Origin of the sequence: Streptomyces sp. Je 1-4 4N24 (assembly GCF_026239515.1) — a bacterium.
Taxonomy (GTDB): domain Bacteria; phylum Actinomycetota; class Actinomycetes; order Streptomycetales; family Streptomycetaceae; genus Streptomyces; species Streptomyces nigrescens.
Map to the genome: position 1 here is coordinate 4,620,315 of NZ_CP110836.1, position 19,175 is coordinate 4,639,489.

The window sequence follows — 19,175 nt, forward strand, 5'->3', positions numbered from 1 at the left end:
GGCGCCACGTAATAAAGGGGACAGGCTGGGCGCCCGGCTCTCCGCACCGCGATCATGTGGAGCAGTCCCCGGCACTACGGCGCAGCGGGCCTCGTTACCATTCGTGGACGCACATTCCGACGACCACTGACGAAGACGAGGGACGGACGAGCGCGTGGCCGAGGCGGCAGGGTTCCAGGGGACTGAACGGCCGCGTGGTCGATGGCTGCGAAGGACCGTGACACTGCTCACTGGAGTGCTCCTGCTCACGGGGCTGCTCCAGGTTCCGCACGCTGCCACCGCCCAGGCGGCCCCGACGGGCTCCCGCACGGTCGACGTCACCATCGACTCGATGTCCCCGTCCGCTCCCGCCAAGAGCGACACGGTCACCGTCTCCGGGACGCTGACCAACGACGGACGCGACACGATCACCAACGCGCATGTCGGCATGAACCGCGGGGACGCCCTCGGCGGCCGGAGCTCCATCGACAATGTGTCCCGTCGCACCGGCTATCTGCCCGGCACCGACGGCGAGGAGATCAACGGGAGCGCGGAGAAGATCGGCAAGCTGGAGCCCGGCGTCAGCCGCCCCTTCAGCGTCAGCGTGCCGGTCAAGGACCTCCGTCTCGACAAGAACGGTGTGTACCAGCTCGGTGTCTCTGTGTCAGGGCGCTCGCAGGCCGCGCCCTACAACCAGGTCCTCGGCTTCGACCGCACGCTGCTGCCCTGGCAGGAGGCCGACGCCCAGAAGAAGACGCAGCTCACGTACCTGTGGCCGCTGATCTCTTCCACCCATCTCACCGCCGAGACCGACGCCGACGCCCAGCAGACGCCGGTCTTCCGCAACGACGACCTCGCTGCCGAGCTCGCGCCGGGAGGCCGGCTGCAGCAGATGGTCGCGCTCGGCAAGAACCTGCCGGTGACCTTCGTCATCGATCCCGACCTGCTCGCGACCGTCGACGCGATGACCAAGTCGTACCGGGTGAACGGCCCGGACGGCCCCATGGGCAAGAACCAGGCCGTCGCCAAGCAGTGGCTGCACGAGCTCGAAGAAGCGGTCAAGTCGCACGAGGTCGTCGCGCTGCCCTTCGCCGACCCCGACCTCGCCTCGCTCGCCCATCACGGCAAGAGCGTGCCCAGCGCGCTCAGCCACCTCGGCCCGGCCACCGACCTCGCCGAGACGACCGTGGACACGATCCTCGGCGTGAAGCCGCGTACGGACTTCGCCTGGCCCGTCGACGGTGCGATCGACTCCTCGGTCGTGGATGTCGCGACCTCGGCCGGTGCGCACAACGTGATCACCCGCAGCGACAGCCTGCGGGAGACCGGAGGACTGTCCTACACCCCGACGGCGGCCCGCCCCATCGGTGGCGGCAACACGGCCATCGTGGCGGATGCACAGCTCTCGCGGGCCTTCGAAGGCGATATGTCGAAGGCCGGAAACTCCGCCCACGCGGTCCAGGACTTCGTCGCACAGACCCAGATGATCAGTCTTGAGGACCCCGACCGGCAGCGCAGCATCGTCGTCGCGCCGCAGCGCATGCCGTCCGTCAGCCAGGCCCACGCCATGGCCACCGCGCTGCGGACGCTGGACGACTCCGGGAGCTGGACCCAGCCGCTGAGCCTCGGCAAGGCGGCCAAGGCCAAGCCCGACCGCTCGGCCACCCGCCAGGTGCCGAGCGGTGCCGCCTATCCGTCCTCGCTGCGCCGCCAGGAACTCCCCACCAGCGCCTTCCGGCAGATCCAGGGCACCCAGGCCGCGCTGGACGACTACCGGGTGATCCTGGCCCAGCCGGAGCGTGTGGTGACCCCGTTCGGCAGCGCCATAATGCGGGAGATGTCGACGGAATGGCGCGGCGATGCCTCCGGTGCCGCACGATTCCGGCACTCCGTCCGCAGCTACCTCGACGGTCTGACCAAGAAGGTGCACCTGATCCAGAAGTCGGGGGCGACGCTCTCCGGGCGCAGCGCCACGATTCCGGTGACGGTCCAGAACAACCTGGTCCAGGGCGTCAAGGACATGACGCTGAAGCTGACCTCGTCCCAGCCCAACCGTCTGGATGCGGGCAAGGCGCAGCAGATCACAGTGGACGGCGGCCACAGCCAGTCGTTCAAGTTCGCCACCACGGCGAACGCCAACGGCCGGGCCTGGGTGACCGCCCAGCTCTACACGGCCGACGGAAAGCCCTACGGTGAGCCCATGATGTTCCAGGTGAACGTCACGGAGATCACCGCCACGGTGATGCTCGTCATCGCCGGCGGGGTGCTGCTGCTCGTCCTCGCCGGGGTGCGGATCTATCTCCAGCGCAAGCGGGGGGCCGCCCAGCGCGCGGAGGACGGGTCCGACGGCGAGGGTCCCGATGACGACACAGGTACGGACGGCGACAACGGCGGCACGGACGGCGACGAGCCCGAGCAGCCGAGTGACCCCACGCCGGACACCGGATCGGAAAGCTCCGGCCCGTCCGGCTCAGGTGAGAAAGTGGACCGTTGATAGATAGCGGGGCCGGACGGCCGGCGACGGATGAGGTGGGGCAGCGATGAATGCGCCGTACGACGGTGACCGGGGCCGGGGCGCCAATGGCGACCCCACAGGCCCGGTCCCTCCGACGCCCCCGTTGCCCGCGGACCAGGACCCCTACGTCCAGGATGCCTACCGCAACGATCCGTTCCGCGCCCAGGACCCGACGGCTCAGGACCCGGTGACCGAGGCGCTCTACGACCGCGCCGCACACCCCCCGCCGCCCCCGGGACAGCCCGCGCCCCCGCTCTACCAGCAGCCCGCCGCGGGCCGGCACACGCCCGACCCGCAGCAGTGGGCCCCGCCCCCGCCACCCGAGCCGCAGGGGCCGGTCCCTCACCTCCCGTACGGCGATGACCACGCGACGACACAGCTCCTGGGCATCGACCATCTGAGGACCCACGCCTCCAACGAGCGTCCGGAGCCCGACGCCTTCGCGCATCTCTACCGGGACCAGCAGCACTACGAGCCCCAGCAGCCCGCTCCGGTGCCTCCCGGGCCCGCGACGGCCGGCGCGGCGCCCGGCCCGGAGGCGGTGCCCCAGCAGCCCGCTCCGGAGCCGGAGCCCGCCCCCGTGGCGGCGGCCGGCAAGCCCTCCGGTGGCCGGGCCTCCGGTCTGCTCAAGTCCAGCGCGGTGATGGCCGCCGGCACGATGGTGTCGCGTCTCACGGGCTTCGTCCGCTCGGCACTGATCGTCGCGGCGCTCGGCGGTGCGGTGCTCGGTGACTCCTGGCAGGTCGCCTACCAGCTGCCGACGATGATCTTCATCCTGACCATCGGCGGCGGTCTGAACTCCGTCTTCGTCCCGCAGCTGGTCCGCGCGATGAAGGAGGACGACGACGGCGGCGAGGCCTATGCCAACCGGCTGCTGACGCTGGTCATGGTGGTCCTCGGCGTGCTAACGGTCCTGTCGGTCGTCGCGGCGCCACTGCTGGTGAAGCTGGTCTCCTTCGACATCTCGCGCGACCCGGCGGCCAACGAGGTCGCCGTCGCGTTCACCCGCTACTGCGTACCCACGATCTTCTTCATGGGTCTGCATGTCGTGATGGGACAGATCCTCAACGCCCGCGGCCGCTTCGGCGCGATGATGTGGACCCCGGTCCTCAACAACATCGTCATGATCGCCACCTTCGGCCTGTTCATCTGGGTCTACGGCACGGCGGAGACCTCGCACATCGGCGTGACCACCATCCCGGACGAGGGCATCCGGCTCCTGGGCATCGGCACCCTCCTCGGGCTCGTCGTCCAGGCGCTGGCGATGATCCCGTACCTGCGCGACGCCGACTTCAAGCTCCGGCTCCGCTTCGACTGGCGCGGCCACGGCCTGGGCAAGGCCGCCAAGCTCGCCAAGTGGACGGTGCTGTTCGTGCTCGCGAACCAGGCTGGCGTCCTGGTCGTCACCCAGCTCTCCACCTGGGCCGGAAACACCGCCAACGACCAGGGGCACCCGGGCACCGGCTTCATCTCGTACGCCAGCGCACAGCTGATCTGGAACATGCCCCAGGCGATCATCACCGTCTCCGTGATGGCGGCGCTGCTGCCGCGGCTGGCCCGGTCCGCACACGACGGCGACACCGGAGCCGTCCGCGACGACATCTCGCAGGGCCTGCGCACCTCCGCCGTCGCCATCGTCCCGATCTCGTTCGGCTTCCTCTCCCTCGGCATCCCGCTGTGCACGCTGGTCTACGGTTCGTCCGGCGCCGGCATCCCGATGGGCTACATGCTGATGGCCTTCGGTGTGGGTCTGATCCCGTTCTCGGTGCAGTACGTCGTCCTGCGCGCCTTCTACGCGTACGAGGACACCCGGACCCCCTTTTACAACACGGTGATCGTCGCCGCCGTCAACGCCGTGGCCTCCGGTCTCTGCTTCCTGATCCTGCCCGCGCGCTGGGCCGTGGTGGGCATGGCCGCCTCGTACGGCCTGGCGTACATCATCGGCGTCGGTGTGGCCTGGCGTCGTCTGAGCAAGCGCATGGACGGCGACCTCGACTCCGCTCATGTCGTCCGGACCTACGCACGGCTGGCCGGCGCCAGCATTCCTGCCACGATCATCTCGGGGGCCGTGGTGTACGGAATCATGCAGACACTCGGCAGCGGGTTCCTGGGGTCGATCGCCGCACTGGTCGCCGGTGCTGCCGCACTTCTGGCCGTGTTCTACGTAGCCGCACGCAAAATGCGCATCGAGGAACTGAACGCCCTGGTCGGCATGGTCCGGTCGAAGCTTGGACGTTAGTTGAGCACAACCATCGACTGCCACCGTGTGTCGTGCATAGTGGCGGACTGTGGGCACAATTGTCTTGGCTCATTGAGCCTGCAACGGATGGGGAGGCAGGAACGACGGTGGCGGAACGGAGCACGGCTGCCGTCGACGTGGCTGACACGAGCGGTGAGGAACCGCTGACCGCCAAGGCGGGTAAGGCCACGGACGACGGTGCTAAGGCCGAGAAGGTATCCGGCAGGGAACAGGACGCCGCAGGCACCGATGAGGAGCGTGCCGAGGCGATCGAAGCCCAGCCACCGGAGCTGCACAGCGGCCACAAGCTTGCCAGACGCTACCGCCTCGAAGAGTGCGTCACCCGTCTGGACGGATTCAGCAGCTGGCGTGCGGTCGACGAGATGCTGCGCCGCGCCGTCGGTGTGCATATCCTGCCCGCCGACCATCCCAGAGCCAGGCCGGTGCTGTCCGCCGCCCGCTCGTCGGCGCTGCTCGGTGACCCCCGGTTCGTCCAGGTCCTGGACGCCGTCGAGGAGAACGACCTCGTCTACGTCGTCCATGAGTGGCTGCCGGACGCCACCGAGCTCACGACGGTGCTCGCCAACGGCCCGCTGGAGCCGCACGACGCCTACCAGCTCGTCAGCCAGGTCTCCCAGGCCATGGCCGCCGCGCACCGCGAGGGTCTCTCCCATCTGCGGATCACCCCCGGCTCGGTGCTGCGTACGGAGTCCGGGCAGTACCGCATCCGCGGCCTGGCCGTCATGGCGGCACTGCGCGGCATCACCTGCGAGTCCCCGCAGCGCACGGACACCGAGGCGATCGGCGCGCTGCTCTACGCCGCGCTGACCCAGCGCTGGCCGTACGAGAACGACGCCCATGGCCTCACCGGCCTGCCCAAGGGTGTCGGGCTGATCGCGCCCGACCAGGTGCGCGCCGGAGTTCACCGCGGGCTGTCCGAGCTGGCCATGCGCGCGCTGATCAACGATGGCGCGACGGCCTCCCGCCAGGAGCAGCCGTGCACCACCCCTGAGGAGCTGGCCAAGGCCGTCGCGGCCATGCCGCGCATCCGGCCCCCGGAGACGGCGTTCAACGCCCCGCCGCCGTACCAGCGCACCGGCTACCAACAGGGCAGCTATCGGCAGTCGTCCGCCCACGGAGCGCCGGCACCGCACGCCACGCAGCCGGTCACCCCGCCTCCGTCGCCGCTGCAGAGCCGCACCGGCCGGGCCCTGAAGTGGTCCGTCTCGGCGCTGCTGATCGCGGCGCTGGGGCTCGGCAGCTGGCAGCTGGCGGACACTCTGCTGAAGCGGGAGAGCGACCAGGAGGACCCGGGTAACTCGCAGACGAGCGGCGGCGCGGCCAAGAAGCCCACGGGCAAGCCGATCAAGATCGTGGACGCTGGGGAGTACTACCCCGACGGCCAGCCGCAGCACGCGGATCAGGCAAAGGACACATACGACGGGGACCCCAGCACCTTCTGGGGCAGCAAGAGCTATCACGAGGGCCCTGCGCTGAATCCGGCCTTCAAGAAGGGCGTTGGCCTCGTCTACGATCTCGGATCGAAGCGGCAGATAAGCGGCGCGTCGATCGGACTTCACTTCGTCGGCAAGCGCACAACCATCACGCTTTACGGCGCCCATTCGCTCTCCCCGTCGGAGCCACTGAGCTCCATGCGCCGGCTCGGCACGGGCGATACCTCGGGGTCGGTCGCAAAGATCAAGCTGAAGAAACCGGCGAACACGCGTTTTGTCGTCGTATGGATCACCGCGATGCCGTTTGCGCCGAGTGACGGGTACACCGACCCCGGCTACCGGCAGGGTGTGACAGAGGTGTCCTTCACCAGCTGAGCAAGTGGTGAGCACGGCACGACTGTGGGGCTCCGGTCCGGAATCCGGCCGGGGCCCCCACGCATAGGGTCTCCACTCCGGTACGGATCGAGACCACGCGAGAACGGCGTATATCCGCCCACGTCAGCTGATCGCTGCTTTTCGACAGCATTTACTTTCGTGACCTGGCGGGCTTGAATGGGACCGAGATCAGGCAGCTACGGCCGGGGGGCCCGTGTCCACCGACAGCGACGAGGCTTCGACACCAACCGACGCCGATCTCCTTGCCCTGCATGTGAAAGGCGACCCCGATGCCTTCGGGGAGATAGTCCGGCGCCATCGCGACCGGCTCTGGGCGGTGGCACTGCGCACCCTCGGTGACCGCGAGGAAGCCGCCGACGCCGTCCAGGACGCCCTGGTCTCCGCCTATCGTGCCGCCCACACCTTCCGCGGACAGTCCGCCGTGACGACCTGGCTGCACCGCATCACGGTCAATGCTTGTCTGGACCGGGCCCGTAAGACCGCCTCGCGACGTACCTCACCGGTTGCCGAGACCGAGCGGCTGGAGCAGCTGCTCGAACCCGAGGAATCCGCCGCGGCGCCCGCCGAGCGCCAGGATCTGCACCGGGAACTGGTCAGCGCCCTGCGCACCCTTCCCGAGGAGCAGCGGGCCGCGCTCGTCCTCGTCGATATGCAGGGGTACCCCGTCGCGGAGGCCGCGTCGATCCTCGAAATCCCGACCGGAACGGTGAAAAGCCGCTGCGCACGAGGCCGGGCTCGGCTCCTCCCCTTGGTCACCCATCTGCGCGCCGACAACGGGGATAGCAAACCCGTGAGCGGGGGAAGGAACCGGGCGCAGGGGACATCCGTCCCACCGACGGCAGGGCCGAAGGACACAGGTGCCGTGAAGGGCGGAGGTGGGCGAGCGTGACGTCGACGACCGGCACGGGTGAGCACCCCACGGGTGAGCACCCGGAGGTCTCCGAGATCTCCGAACTCACGGACGGGCTACTTTCCCCCTCGCGCACCGCGGAACTACGCGACCATCTCGCCACCTGCCCCCTGTGCAACGACGTCTATGCGTCCCTGGAGGAAATCCGGTCACTGCTCGGCACGCTCCCCGGACCGCTGCGGATGCCGACCGATGTCGCCGGCCGCATCGATGCCGCCCTCGCCGCCGAAGCGCTGCTGGACGCCACCACTCCCGTCGCCACGGTGGCTGTTTCACGTGAAACAGCCACCGTCCCCGTCGTGGTTTCACGTGAAACCGACGATGAGGCTCCCCGCCGAGGAACGCCGTCCGCCCGGCCCGCCGGACGCCCCCGGGGCTCCTCCGGACCGGGACGCCAGACGCCAGGGGGCCGGGCGTCCCGTGCGCGGCGCTGGCCGCGGATTCTGCTCGGCACCGCAGCGGCCGCGGCAGTCCTCAGCTTCGGCGGGCTTCTCATCCAGAACGCCGCCGTCGACGGCACCCAGGCGAGCAACCAGGACCGAGCCACCGCCACGCCCGAGAAGACCACTGGCGGCGCGGGCGCCCTGACCGCTGCCAGCCTCGGATCACATGTCCACGATCTGCTGGAGTCCAAGGGCTCACACAAGTCCCCGGACATCAGCACCCGGAGCACTCCCGACACCCCGATGCGCGGTAGCGCCGACACCATCCCGTCCTGCGTCCGCCATGCCATCGAACGTCCTGAGAGCCCGCTGGCGACCCGCCACACCCGCTACCAGGGCCAGGACGCCTACCTCGTAGTGCTGCCGGCTCCGGCCAATCCCCAGCGCGTCACCGCGTATGTCATCGCTTCCTCTTGTGTCTCTGCCACGCCGCCGGCTCCCGGGAAGGTCCTGCTGTCGCACTCGTTCCAGCGAGACTGATCAACGAGAAGTGCGCTGTGACACTCCGGGAATGCTCGCCCCGTAGGATCCGTTGGGTGGGGTGAGAGAACCGAGAGCCCCAGCAAGCAGTCGGCAGAGACAAGGAAGACACCCGTGAGCGACGTCCGCAACGTGATCATCATCGGCTCCGGGCCCGCGGGCTACACCGCAGCGCTCTACACCGCCCGCGCGTCCCTGAAGCCGCTGGTCTTCGAAGGTGCCGTCACCGCCGGAGGCGCGCTGATGAACACCACCGACGTGGAGAACTTCCCCGGTTTCCGCGACGGCATCATGGGGCCGGACCTCATGGACAACATGCGTGCCCAGGCGGAGCGCTTCGGCGCCGAGCTCGTGCCGGACGACATTGTCGCGGTCGATCTCTCCGAAGAGATCAAGACCGTTACCGACACCGCTGGAAATGTGCACCGGGCGAAGACCGTGATCGTCAGCACCGGCTCCCAGCACCGCAAGCTCGGCCTGCCCCGTGAGGACGAACTGTCCGGTCGCGGCGTCTCGTGGTGCGCCACCTGTGACGGGTTCTTCTTCAAGGACCAGGACATCGCCGTCATCGGCGGGGGCGACACCGCGATGGAGGAGGCCACTTTCCTCTCCCGCTTCGCCAAGTCGGTCACGGTCGTCCACCGCCGTGACACCCTGCGGGCCAGCAAGGCCATGCAGGAGCGTGCGTTCGCCGACCCGAAGATCAAGTTTGTGTGGGACAGCGAGGTCGCCGAGATCCACGGTGAGAGCAAGCTCTCGGGTCTGACGCTGCGCAACCTCAAGACGGGCGAGACCTCCGAGCTCCCCGTCACCGGCCTCTTCATCGCGATCGGCCACGACCCGCGGACCGAGCTGTTCAAGGGCCAGCTGAAGCTCGACGACGACGGCTACCTCAAGGTCGACGCGCCCAGCACGCGTACCAACCTGAGCGGCGTCTTCGCGGCCGGCGATGTCGTCGACCACACCTACCGTCAGGCGATCACCGCGGCTGGCACGGGCTGCTCCGCCGCCCTCGACGCCGAGCGCTTCCTCGCGTCGCTGTCGGACAGCGAGGCGACGGCCGAGCCGGAGAAGACTCCCTCCGCCTGATCCGCGCACCCAGCTTTCCCACCACCCACCCAGTAAGGAGAATCCCATGGCCGGCGCCACGGTGACCGTCACGGACGACAACTTTGAAGAGGTCGTCCTCAAGAGCGACAAGCCCGTTCTCGTGGACTTCTGGGCCACCTGGTGCGGCCCGTGCCGCCAGGTCGCCCCGTCCCTGGAAGCGATTGCCGCCGAGCACGACGGGATCGTCATCGCCAAGCTGAACACCGACGAGAACCCGGCCACCACCGCCAAGTACGGCGTCATGTCGATCCCGACCATGAACGTCTACCAGGGCGGCGAGGTCGTGAAGACCATCGTCGGCGCCAAGCCGAAGGCCGCGATCGAGCGCGACCTGGCGGACTTCCTCGGCTGAGTCACACCGCCACGTTTCACGGGAAACGGGCCCGCCCCCTGAGGGAGCGGGCCCGTTCTCTGTTTCACGGGAAACCGTCGGCTCTACAACGGTCGCAGTGCGGGCTCTTTCTGGACGGCTCCCAGCAAGCGGTCGAGTGCGAGCTCCACATCTTCCTTCCACGAGATCGTGGTGCGCAGCTCAAGACGCAGCCGAGGAAAGCGGGGGTGGGGACGTACGGTCTTGAAGCCCACCGCGAGCAGATGATCGGCGGGCAGCACACAGGCCGGCTCACTCCACCGGGCATCCCCGAAGGCCTCGATGGCTTTGAAGCCACGCTGGATGAGGTCCTTGGCGACCGTCTGGACCATCACCCGCCCCAGCCCCTGGCCTTGGTAGCCGGGGATCAGCCATGCCGTCAGCAGCTGCACCGCATCCGGCGAGACGGGACTGGTGGGGAAGGCCGTGGAGCGTGGCACATAGGCCGGTGGGGCGTACATCACGAACCCGACCGGCACCTCATCGACATAGACCACCCGCCCGCAGGACCCCCACTCCAGCAGTACTGCCGAAATCCAGGCTTCCTTCTCCAGCTCAGGGCGACCCGCCTTTACCGCGGCCTCGCCACTGACGGGGTCGAGCTCCCAGAAGACACAGGAGCGGCAGCGCTTGGGGAGGTCCGGAAGGTTGTCCAGCGTGAGCGGTACGAGCCGACGGCCCATGAACCCAGGTCCTCACTTTCCTCGCCTGCCACACCCCGAAGCGCTGTCAGCGCCACCTGCTCTCTGAGCAGACCACCAACGAACCCTCCGATGGCTGCGAGACCGAACCCCGCTGCCAACAGTCCGGTGCGGCTCACCGATCGCATGGCCCTCTCCTCGGTGTGAGATGTCCACATGGATGCGTGCCATACCCGAACGCATCGTATCCACCCTTTACGGGCACGGGTACCGCACGAGTGCAAAGGGCGGGCCGTGTTCCGGTATGGGCTCCGGAACACGGCCCGCCCAGGAGCCGAGAGCGTCAGCTCACTCCTCGTCGTTGTTCTCCTCGGCCAGCGTCTGGTCCAGGACGCGCCCCTCCCCCGGGGCGAGCGTGCCGAGAATGCGCTCCAGATCGTCCATCGAGGCGAACTCAACGACGATCTTTCCCTTCTTCTGTCCCAGGTCGACCTTCACCCGGGTCTCGAAGCGGTCGGACAGCCGGGAGGCGAGGCCCGTGAGCGCGGGAGACACCCGGGCGCCCGCGCGGGGCCCATTGGTCTTGCTCGCCCCCTTGGGGGCCGACCCCATGAGCGTCACGATCTCCTCGACGGAGCGGACCGAGAGCCCCTCCGCCACGATGCGGCGCGCAAGGTGGTCCTGCTCTTCCGAGTCCTCCACGGAAAGAAGCGCACGGGCGTGGCCCGCGGAGAGCACACCCGCGGCAAGCCGCTTCTGCACCGACGGGGAGAGCTTCAGCAGTCGCAGCGTGTTGGAGACCTGCGGGCGCGAACGCCCGATCCGGTCGGCCAGCTCGTCATGCGTGCACTTGAAGTCCTTCAGCAACTGGTCATAGGCGGCTGCCTCTTCCAGCGGGTTGAGCTGGGCCCGGTGGAGGTTCTCCAGGAGCGCATCGAGCAGCAGCTTCTCATCGTCCGTGGCCCGCACGATCGCGGGGATCTTCTCCAGCCCGGCCTCACGGCATGCCCGCCAGCGGCGCTCACCCATGATGAGCTCATACCGCCCCGGCCCCGTCTGTCGGACCACCACCGGCTGGAGCAGGCCCACCTCCTTGATGGAGGTGACCAGCTCGGCGAGAGCGTCCTCGTCGAAGACCTCCCGTGGCTGCCGCGGGTTCGGCTTGATTGCGTCCAGCGGCACCTCGGCGAAGTGCGCGCCGGACACCTCCGAGACGCCCGCCGTCGATGCCTCGGCCCCGGCCGGTGCTTCCGTTTCACGTGAAACACCGTGCGCCGACAGCGAGGTCACCTTGGCAGCCGCCACCCCACGCTCCGGGGCCAGGACGGGTACGGACGACGGTGACGTCGCCCCCTGCCCCGCGGCCCCGGCATGATCCGTGCTCTGCGGTGCCGCGGGGATCAGCGCACCGAGCCCACGGCCCAGGCCTCTACGTCGTTCACTCACTGAGTCCCCTCCGAGATGCTGTGCTGTGCTTCATAGTTGACGCTGAGGCCCTGGCCCCCGGTCTGCGGGACCCCACGCAATGCGATCTCTCGGGCCGCTTCGAGATAGGAAAGCGAACCGCTGGATCCCGGGTCATAGGTGAGCACCGTCTGCCCATAGCTGGGTGCCTCGGAGATGCGCACCGAGCGGGGGATGCTCGTACGGAGCACCTCATGGCCGAAGTGGCTACGCACCTCATCGGCGACCTGGGACGCCAGCCGGGTGCGCCCGTCGTACATGGTGAGCAGGATCGTCGAGACATGGAGCTTGGGATTGAGATGCCCCCGCACCAGATCGACGTTCCGCAGCAGCTGCCCCAGTCCCTCCAGGGCGTAGTACTCGCACTGAATCGGGATCAGTACCTCGGCGCCGGCCACCAGCGCGTTGACCGTGAGCAGGCCGAGGGAGGGCGGGCAGTCGATGAAGATGTAGTCCAGCGGCTGTTCATACGCCTTGATGGCGCGGTCCAGCCGGCTCTCACGTGCCACCAGCGAGACCAGCTCGATCTCCGCACCGGCCAGATCGATCGTGGCGGGCGCACAGAACAGGCCCTCCACATCCACAACCGGCTGCACCACATCGGAGAGAGGCTTGCTGTCCACCAGCACGTCATAGATGGAGGGCACTTCGGAGTGATGGTCGATCCCCAGCGCCGTGGAGGCATTGCCCTGGGGGTCGAGGTCGATCACCAGAACCCGGGCACCGTGCAGGGCCAAGGAGGCCGCCAGGTTCACCGTGGTCGTGGTCTTTCCGACCCCGCCCTTCTGGTTGGCAACCACCATGACCCGCGTCTGTTCAGGCCGGGGCAGCCCCTCACCCGCGCGGCCAAGTGCCTCCACCGCCAGCTGAGCTGCACGACCGATCGGGGTGTCGTCCATCGGGGGCGGCGTTTCACGTGAAACGTCGTCCCCGAACGACTCGCTACGGGGACCGGGGACCGGATCGGTCATCGGTCCCGCGATGTTGGCGTCGGACCGCAAGGATTCACTCTCCTCGACATCAGGCTCGCAATGTTCAGAGCCTGCCATGCTTTCGGTGTCGTGAACCAGTGAGGTCCGTTCTCCTGTGGACGAATCCACTTCTGTGGATACTTCGCTGACCCTTGTGGGTCTACGGTCACGCGGCACGGCGGCCGCACGACCACGGTCGATGATCCCTTGCAGCAGAGAACGACGTTTCACGTGAAACACGATGCCAGCGTCGCGCCTGAATCAGCCGCGACACTCCGTCTTGTGTCGTTTTGATGGCATTTACGGAATTCGCCCGTTCCTGCCCTTCGTGGAACGGGATGCCCTCATATCAACGCCGGCCTCCATCGCGCCGACATCGGGCATCAGCGACGGCGCCCCCTCGACGCACGGCTCACGCGTGCCGCCTTCGCCCGCTTGGCCGCAAAGCGGACACCGCCGGGGCTCTCGCCCACCTCGACCCGCACCACGGTCGACGGCGGATCCACAATGCCCTCGCCCACATGCACCACCGAGGTCTCCACCACGCCGAGCTTGCTCAGCGCCGCCCGGGCCCCCTTGAGCTCCTCCTCCGCCGCATCGCCCTTGAGCGCCAGCATCTCGCCGTAGGGACGCAACAGCGGCACACCCCAGCCGGCCAGCCGGTCGAGGGGGGCGACGGCACGCGCCGTCACCACATGCACCTGGGGGAGCTTGCCCATGACCTCTTCGGCCCGCCCGCGCACGACCGTGACATGGTCCAGCCCGAGCAGCTCGACGACCTCCTGAAGGAAGTTCGTACGCCGCAGCAGCGGCTCCAGCAGCGTGATCTTCAGATCCGGGCGCACCAGGGCCAGCGGGATACCGGGCAGCCCGGCCCCCGAGCCCACGTCGCAGACCGTGACGCCCTCGGGGACCACCTCGGAGAGCACCGCGCAGTTCAACAGATGCCGCTCCCACAGCCGCGGCACCTCACGCGGGCCGATGAGCCCACGCTTCACCCCGGCGTCGGCGAGCAGTTCGCCGTACCGCACGGCTTCCGGAAAGCGCTCACCGAATACCTCCTCCGCCGCCTTCGGCGCAGGAGGGAGCTCTGCTGCTGCCTCCGTCACGGGAACCGCCCTTCTTCTGGACTGCTTCTTCTGCCGGGAACCCGGGTTACGCCCCCGGGATAACACAGAACGCTGACAACGTTTGGCCCCGCCTGCGGGCAGACGGGGCCAAAGAAAAACGGGAGCGCTGAGCGGTCAGGCCGGGAGAACAACCACTCGACGCTGCGGCTCCTCGCCCTCGGACTCGCTCCGGAGCCCGGCCGCCGCCACCGCGTCATGGACGACCTTGCGCTCGAACGGCGTCATCGGGTCGAGCTTCACCGGCTCGCCGGTGCCCTTGGCCTCTTCCGCCGCCTTCGCGCCGATCTCCGAAAGCTCCTCACGCTTACGCGCCCGGAATCCGGCGATGTCCAGCATCAGACGGCTGCGATCACCGGTTTCACGGTGAACGGCCAGCCGGGTCAGCTCCTGCAGAGCCTCCAGCACCTCACCCTCGCGGCCCACCAGCTTCTGCAGGTCACGGCTGGTCGAGTCGCTGATGATCGACACCGCGGCGCGGTCGGCCTCGACATCCATGTCGATGTCACCGTCGAGGTCGGCGATGTCCAGCAGACCCTCGAGGTAGTCGGCCGCGATCTCGCCTTCCTGCTCCAGGCGGGTCAGGGTGTCGGTGCCCTTGGTGGCAGGGGTCGTGTCCGTCACGAAAGGACTCCTTCTTACTTCTTGGTCGGGTGCTTGGGGCGCTGCTGGCCCTTGCGCTGTCCGGACTTGGTGGTGCGGGACCCGGAGGCGCCGCCCTTCCCCTTGTCCTCCTGCGCGTCCTTCTTCTCCAGCGACGGCTTCTTCGCAGCACCCTGACCGGAGCCCGACGCCGATCCGGCCCGCGTACGGGCCTGCGCACCGCCGGCCGCAGCGCCGCCGGTCTGCCGCTTGCTCTTCGTCTGGCGCTTGGGCTGCTGGCGGTTCTGACGTGCCTCTTCGACGGCCTGCTTCGCGGCGATCTCGGCCGGGTCCTCGACGAGCTTGCCCGCGGCCCGCAGCCGCTCCTGACGCTCCTCGAAGGCCTTGCTGCCCGGGGTCGGGTTACGACGGATGATGAACATCTGCTGGCCCATGGTCCACACGTTGGTGGTCAGCCAGTAGACGAGAACACCGACGGGGAAGTTGATACCGAAGACGGCGAACATGATGGGGAAGACGTACATCAGCATCTTCTGCTGCTGCATGAACGGCGTCTTCACCGTGAGGTCGACGTTCTTGGTCATCAGCTGGCGCTGCGTGTAGAACTGCGACGCCGACATCAGGACGATCATGATGACGGTGACCACGCGGACGTCGACCACAGAAGCGCCCAGGCTCTGGATCTTCTCCGCGCTGTCCACGAACTTCGCCGCCAGGGGCGCACCGAAGATATGGGCCTTCTGCGCACTCTCCAGAAGCGGCTGGTCGATAACGCCGACCACCCTGTTCTCAGCGATGTGGTTCAGGACCTGGTACAGCGAGATGAAGAACGGCGACTGGGCCAGAATCGGGAGACAGCTCGAGAGCGGGTTGGTGCCCGTCTCCTTGTAGAGCTTCATCATCTCTTCGGACTGGCGCTGCTTGTCGCTCTTGTAGCGCTCCTGGATCGCCTTCATCTTCGGCTGGAGCGCCTGCATGTTCCGCGTCGACTTGATCTGCTTCACGAAGAGCGGGATCAGGCAGATACGGATCAGCACCACCAGCGAGACGATGGACAGACCCCACGCCGCGCCACTGTCCTTGTCAAAGATGAGGCTGTAGAACGAGTGGAACTGGACGATGATCCAGGAAACAGCGATATAGAGGGGACCGAGGATCGTGTCCACGAATCAGGCTCCTTGGGCGTTGGGCTGAGTCTCGGGCTGGGCGACAGGCTCAGGGACGGTGGGCCCGCCCAGGCGGCTCCTCAGCCGCTGATGCCAAACCGGACGCTTCCGGGGAGGGACGTGGTCGACGCCACCGAGCGACCACGGATTGCATCGCAGAATGCGCCAGGCTGTCAGCGCAGTCCCTTTCACCGCGCCATGCCGGTCGATGGCCGTGTAGCCATAGTGCGAGCACGACGGGTAGTACTTGCAGACCGGTCCCAGCAGGGGGCTGATGGTCCACTGATAGATCTTGATCAAAAGCAGCAGCGGGTACTTCACTGTGCGCTCCCTCCCGGGTCCCGTCCGGGGTTCCGGGGGCCCGAGGCGCAGCGGCCGTCGGTCGCAGCCCCCGGGGGATGGCAGCCTCGCGGCACCCCTCCCAGCAGCCGCTCGAGGGCGGCATCCAGGTCGCGGGCCAGCTGATCGTGATCCGCATCACCCGCGCCGGGCAGGGCCCGTACGACAACCAGGCTACCGGTGGGCAGCCGGTCCAGCCGGTCGCGCATGAGATGACGCAGCCTGCGCTTGACCTTGTTGCGGACGACAGCGATGCCCACTGCCTTGCTCACGACGAAACCCGCACGTGCCGGGGGAACGCTTTCCCCCGACCCGTGCGGGTCCGTTGCACCGCTACGAAAATGAACGACAAGGAGCGGGCGCCCGGCCCTGCGTCCCCGGCGTACCGCGGTCGCAAAGTCCTCGCGCCGCCTCAGCCGATACTCGGTAGGCAGCACGTCATGGACCTAGGTTGCTGCTCAGGCCGACAGGCGGGCGCGACCCTTGCCACGGCGGGACGCGAGAATCGCGCGGCCGGCACGGGTCCGCATGCGCAGACGGAAGCCGTGGGTCTTCGCGCGACGGCGGTTGTTCGGCTGGAAGGTGCGCTTGCTCACTCGGGGGCTCCAGGAATGCTTGTTGTCTCAGGAGAGACAGATGTGGGGCGTCGACTGGCTGTCACCGTGCGCCCACGAGTAGCTCGCAACGCCTAAGTGCACCGCTACACGATCACTCGAGCGTGATCTTTGCCCATCGGAGGCAGGCGGCAGCAGCCATCGACAACTCGACCTGGTCACGGTACGCGCGGCTACGCCATCCGGTCAAACCGGCTCCTCGGCGGCGCCGACCGGCCCCTTGTCAGGACACACTATGCACAGCCTGTGGACAACAACTTGAATCCCCAGGCCCGCCCTGACTACCGTGGCTGAACTTCGATTCCTTCCCGCCCGTCCTGAGAATCACACATTCGTGGGACTGTGAGAGAGCGTGCCCTGTGGCTGATGTACCTGCCGATCTTGCCGCAGTGTGGCCGCGCGTGCTCGACCATCTCCTCCGTGCGGAGGCCGACGGCCTCAAGCCCAAGGACCAGGACTGGCTCAAGCGCACCCAGCCGCTGGCGCTGGTCGCCGACACCGCGTTGCTCGCTGTCCCCAATGAATTCGCCAAGGGTGTGCTCGAAGGCCGGCTGGCGCCGCTGATCGGGGAGGCCCTCAGTCATGAGTGCGGCCGTCCGATCCGGATCGCGATCACCGTGGACGACTCCGCTGAGGAGCCCCCGGCGCAGTCCGCGCCGCCCGCTCCTCAGCACCAGTCGTCTCAGCAGCACCCCCCGCACCACCAGCAGACGCATCAGTCACAGCAGCAACACGAACCGCAGCAGCACAATGCGTACGACGGCTACGAAGCGCGGCACGATTCCCGGCACGACAGCCGACAGGGCTACGGACACCAGGGCGAGGACCTGCCCGGCGTCCGGCCCGCCTACCCGGACTACCAGCAGCCCCGGCACGAACCCGGCGGCTGGCCGCAGATGGGCGGCGGCCCCGGGCCGCGCGACGACTACGGCTGGCAGCAGCAGCACCTCGGCGGCTTCCCCGAGCGCGACCCGTACGCCTCCCCGTCGTCCCACGTCTCACAGCATCAGCAGCGGCAGAACGACTACCGTGCGCAGGCGCCCGACCGCAATGGGCCGCCGCAGCACTCCGACGGTCCGCGCTCCCCGTATGACCAGCCGCGCCGCGACCTCTCCGAGCACCAGCCCGGCGGGCACAACGGCCGCTCGGGCGCTCCCGGCTCCGGCCCCGGCGCCGGGCTGCCCGCGCCCAGCGGTGCGCCCAGCCCGCTCGCCGCGCAGCCCGCGCCGGCGACCGGCCCCGGAGAGCCGACCGCCCGGCTGAACCCGAAATACCTCTTCGACACCTTCGTCATCGGTGCCTCGAACCGCTTTGCGCACGCCGCCGCGGTGGCCGTCGCCGAGGCACCGGCCAAGGCGTACAACCCGCTGTTCATCTACGGGGAATCCGGTCTGGGCAAGACCCACCTGCTGCATGCGATCGGGCACTATGCGCGCAGCCTCTATCCGGGGACCCGGGTGCGGTACGTGAGCTCGGAGGAGTTCACCAACGAGTTCATCAACTCCATCCGCGACGGCAAGGCGGACGCGTTCCGCAAGCGCTACCGCGACATGGACATCCTGCTGGTCGACGACATCCAGTTCCTGGCGAGCAAGGAGTCGACGCAGGAGGAGTTCTTCCACACCTTCAACACGCTGCACAACGCGAACAAGCAGATCGTGCTGTCCAGTGACCGGCCGCCCAAGCAGCTGGTCACCCTGGAGGACCGGCTGCGCAACCGCTTCGAGTGGGGTCTGATCACCGACGTCCAGCCGCCCGAGCTGGAGACCCGGATCGCGATCCTCCGCAAGAAGGCGGTGCAGGAGCAGCTGAACGCGCCGCCGGAGGTGCTGGAGTTCATCGCGTCACGGATCTCGCGCAACATCCGTGAGCTGGAGGGCGCGCTGATCCGGGTCACGGCGTTCGCCTCGCTCAACCGGCAGCCGGTGGACCTGGGGCTGACCGAGATCGTGCTGAAGGATCTGATCCCCGGCGGCGAGGATGCCGCGCCGGAGATCACCGCGACCGCGATCATGGCCTCGACCGCGGACTACTTCGGGCTGACCATCGACGATCTGTGCGGCTCCTCGCGCAGCCGGGTGCTGGTGACCGCCCGCCAGATCGCCATGTATCTGTGCCGCGAGCTGACCGATCTCTCGCTGCCGAAGATCGGTGCGCAGTTCGGCGGCCGGGACCATACGACCGTGATGCACGCCGACCGCAAGATCCGCGCGCTGATGGCCGAGCGACGTTCGATCTACAACCAGGTCACCGAGCTCACCAACCGCATCAAGAACGGCTGAGGCCGGCCCACAGGACGCCCAGGGCGCTCCGGGAACGCTCCCGGAGCGCCCTTCGCCGTACGGGGACCGCGG

The 19,175-nt window shown here is 68.2% G+C and carries 17 protein-coding genes; 8 read left to right on the forward strand and 9 right to left on the reverse strand.

The annotated features are described in order from the left end of the window. Positions 1 to 217: 217 nt before the first annotated feature. The 7 genes from SLV14N_RS20040 to trxA all read left to right on the forward strand — a co-directional run bounded on the left by SLV14N_RS20040 (position 218) and on the right by trxA (position 9,878). Positions 218 to 2,473 carry a DUF6049 family protein gene (locus SLV14N_RS20040; protein ID WP_263270494.1) on the forward strand — a complete coding sequence of 752 codons (2,256 nt, stop codon included), beginning with the start codon at positions 218 to 220 and terminating at the stop codon, positions 2,471 to 2,473. 46 nt (positions 2,474 to 2,519) lie between these two features. After that, on the forward strand, positions 2,520 to 4,733 hold the full coding sequence (gene murJ / locus SLV14N_RS20045) for a murein biosynthesis integral membrane protein MurJ (protein WP_263270496.1): 2,214 nt from the start codon (positions 2,520 to 2,522) through the stop codon (positions 4,731 to 4,733). A 107-nt stretch (positions 4,734 to 4,840) separates the two neighbouring features. Further along, entirely contained in the window at positions 4,841 to 6,562 is a 1,722-nt protein-coding gene (locus SLV14N_RS20050) for a serine/threonine protein kinase (RefSeq protein ID WP_263270498.1), read from the forward strand. A gap of 214 nt (positions 6,563 to 6,776) precedes the next feature. Further along, the gene (gene sigM / locus SLV14N_RS20055) at positions 6,777 to 7,472 is read left to right on the forward strand and encodes an RNA polymerase sigma factor SigM (RefSeq protein WP_263270499.1); all 696 of its coding nucleotides are present in this window, start codon (positions 6,777 to 6,779) and stop codon (positions 7,470 to 7,472) included. After that, positions 7,469 to 8,416, forward strand: coding sequence for a zf-HC2 domain-containing protein (locus SLV14N_RS20060; RefSeq protein ID WP_263270500.1), 948 nt, complete (start codon positions 7,469 to 7,471; stop codon positions 8,414 to 8,416). Before sigM ends, SLV14N_RS20060 begins: the two co-directional genes overlap by 4 nt. 114 nt (positions 8,417 to 8,530) lie before the next feature. After that, positions 8,531 to 9,505, forward strand: a complete 975-nt coding sequence (trxB, locus tag SLV14N_RS20065; protein ID WP_208682407.1) for a thioredoxin-disulfide reductase — start codon at positions 8,531 to 8,533, stop codon at positions 9,503 to 9,505. A 46-nt stretch (positions 9,506 to 9,551) separates the two neighbouring features. Further along, positions 9,552 to 9,878, forward strand: coding sequence for a thioredoxin (gene trxA / locus SLV14N_RS20070; RefSeq protein ID WP_127152041.1), 327 nt, complete (start codon positions 9,552 to 9,554; stop codon positions 9,876 to 9,878). An 83-nt stretch (positions 9,879 to 9,961) separates the two neighbouring features. Here trxA and SLV14N_RS20075 read toward each other — a convergent pair whose 3' ends face one another. The 9 genes from SLV14N_RS20075 to rpmH all read right to left on the reverse strand — a co-directional run bounded on the left by SLV14N_RS20075 (position 9,962) and on the right by rpmH (position 16,803). Further along, positions 9,962 to 10,579 (reverse strand): GNAT family N-acetyltransferase, encoded by a 618-nt coding sequence (locus SLV14N_RS20075; protein ID WP_030075726.1) that lies wholly within the window; start codon positions 10,577 to 10,579, stop codon positions 9,962 to 9,964. A 306-nt stretch (positions 10,580 to 10,885) separates the two neighbouring features. Next, the gene (locus SLV14N_RS20080) at positions 10,886 to 11,983 is read right to left on the reverse strand and encodes a ParB/RepB/Spo0J family partition protein (RefSeq protein WP_263270502.1); all 1,098 of its coding nucleotides are present in this window, start codon (positions 11,981 to 11,983) and stop codon (positions 10,886 to 10,888) included. Further along, the gene (locus SLV14N_RS20085; RefSeq protein WP_078518757.1) at positions 11,980 to 13,050 is read right to left on the reverse strand and encodes an AAA family ATPase; all 1,071 of its coding nucleotides are present in this window, start codon (positions 13,048 to 13,050) and stop codon (positions 11,980 to 11,982) included. The genes SLV14N_RS20080 and SLV14N_RS20085 overlap by 4 nt, the downstream gene beginning before the upstream one ends. 305 nt (positions 13,051 to 13,355) lie before the next feature. Continuing rightward, a complete protein-coding gene (gene rsmG / locus SLV14N_RS20090) occupies positions 13,356 to 14,081 on the reverse strand; it encodes a 16S rRNA (guanine(527)-N(7))-methyltransferase RsmG (protein WP_208682411.1) in 726 nt (241 codons plus the stop codon). A gap of 135 nt (positions 14,082 to 14,216) precedes the next feature. Further along, positions 14,217 to 14,723: a R3H domain-containing nucleic acid-binding protein gene (locus tag SLV14N_RS20095; protein ID WP_018092096.1), complete on the reverse strand. Its 507-nt coding sequence runs from the start codon at positions 14,721 to 14,723 to the stop codon at positions 14,217 to 14,219. Positions 14,724 to 14,737: 14 nt separating this feature from the next. Continuing rightward, positions 14,738 to 15,868, reverse strand: a complete 1,131-nt coding sequence (yidC, locus tag SLV14N_RS20100; RefSeq protein WP_208682413.1) for a membrane protein insertase YidC — start codon at positions 15,866 to 15,868, stop codon at positions 14,738 to 14,740. A gap of 3 nt (positions 15,869 to 15,871) precedes the next feature. Continuing rightward, positions 15,872 to 16,189: a membrane protein insertion efficiency factor YidD gene (gene yidD / locus SLV14N_RS20105; RefSeq protein WP_006604423.1), complete on the reverse strand. Its 318-nt coding sequence runs from the start codon at positions 16,187 to 16,189 to the stop codon at positions 15,872 to 15,874. Beyond that, the gene (gene rnpA, locus SLV14N_RS20110) at positions 16,186 to 16,644 is read right to left on the reverse strand and encodes a ribonuclease P protein component (RefSeq protein ID WP_208682415.1); all 459 of its coding nucleotides are present in this window, start codon (positions 16,642 to 16,644) and stop codon (positions 16,186 to 16,188) included. The genes yidD and rnpA overlap by 4 nt, the downstream gene beginning before the upstream one ends. A gap of 21 nt (positions 16,645 to 16,665) precedes the next feature. Next, the gene (gene rpmH / locus SLV14N_RS20115; RefSeq protein ID WP_003949374.1) at positions 16,666 to 16,803 is read right to left on the reverse strand and encodes a 50S ribosomal protein L34; all 138 of its coding nucleotides are present in this window, start codon (positions 16,801 to 16,803) and stop codon (positions 16,666 to 16,668) included. Positions 16,804 to 17,180: 377 nt separating this feature from the next. Between rpmH and dnaA the strand changes: the two genes are divergently transcribed. Further along, positions 17,181 to 19,103, forward strand: coding sequence for a chromosomal replication initiator protein DnaA (gene dnaA / locus SLV14N_RS20120; RefSeq protein ID WP_263270503.1), 1,923 nt, complete (start codon positions 17,181 to 17,183; stop codon positions 19,101 to 19,103). The last annotated feature ends 72 nt before the right edge of the window (positions 19,104 to 19,175 follow it).

Coding starts and splice junctions, on each gene's coding strand:
- SLV14N_RS20075 (WP_030075726.1), bottom strand. CDS start 10,579: ATGGGCCGTCGGCTCGTACCGCTCACGCTGGACAACCTTCCGGACCTC.
- murJ (WP_263270496.1), top strand. CDS start 2,520: ATGAATGCGCCGTACGACGGTGACCGGGGCCGGGGCGCCAATGGCGAC.
- SLV14N_RS20085 (WP_078518757.1), bottom strand. CDS start 13,050: ATGGCAGGCTCTGAACATTGCGAGCCTGATGTCGAGGAGAGTGAATCC.
- trxA (WP_127152041.1), top strand. CDS start 9,552: ATGGCCGGCGCCACGGTGACCGTCACGGACGACAACTTTGAAGAGGTC.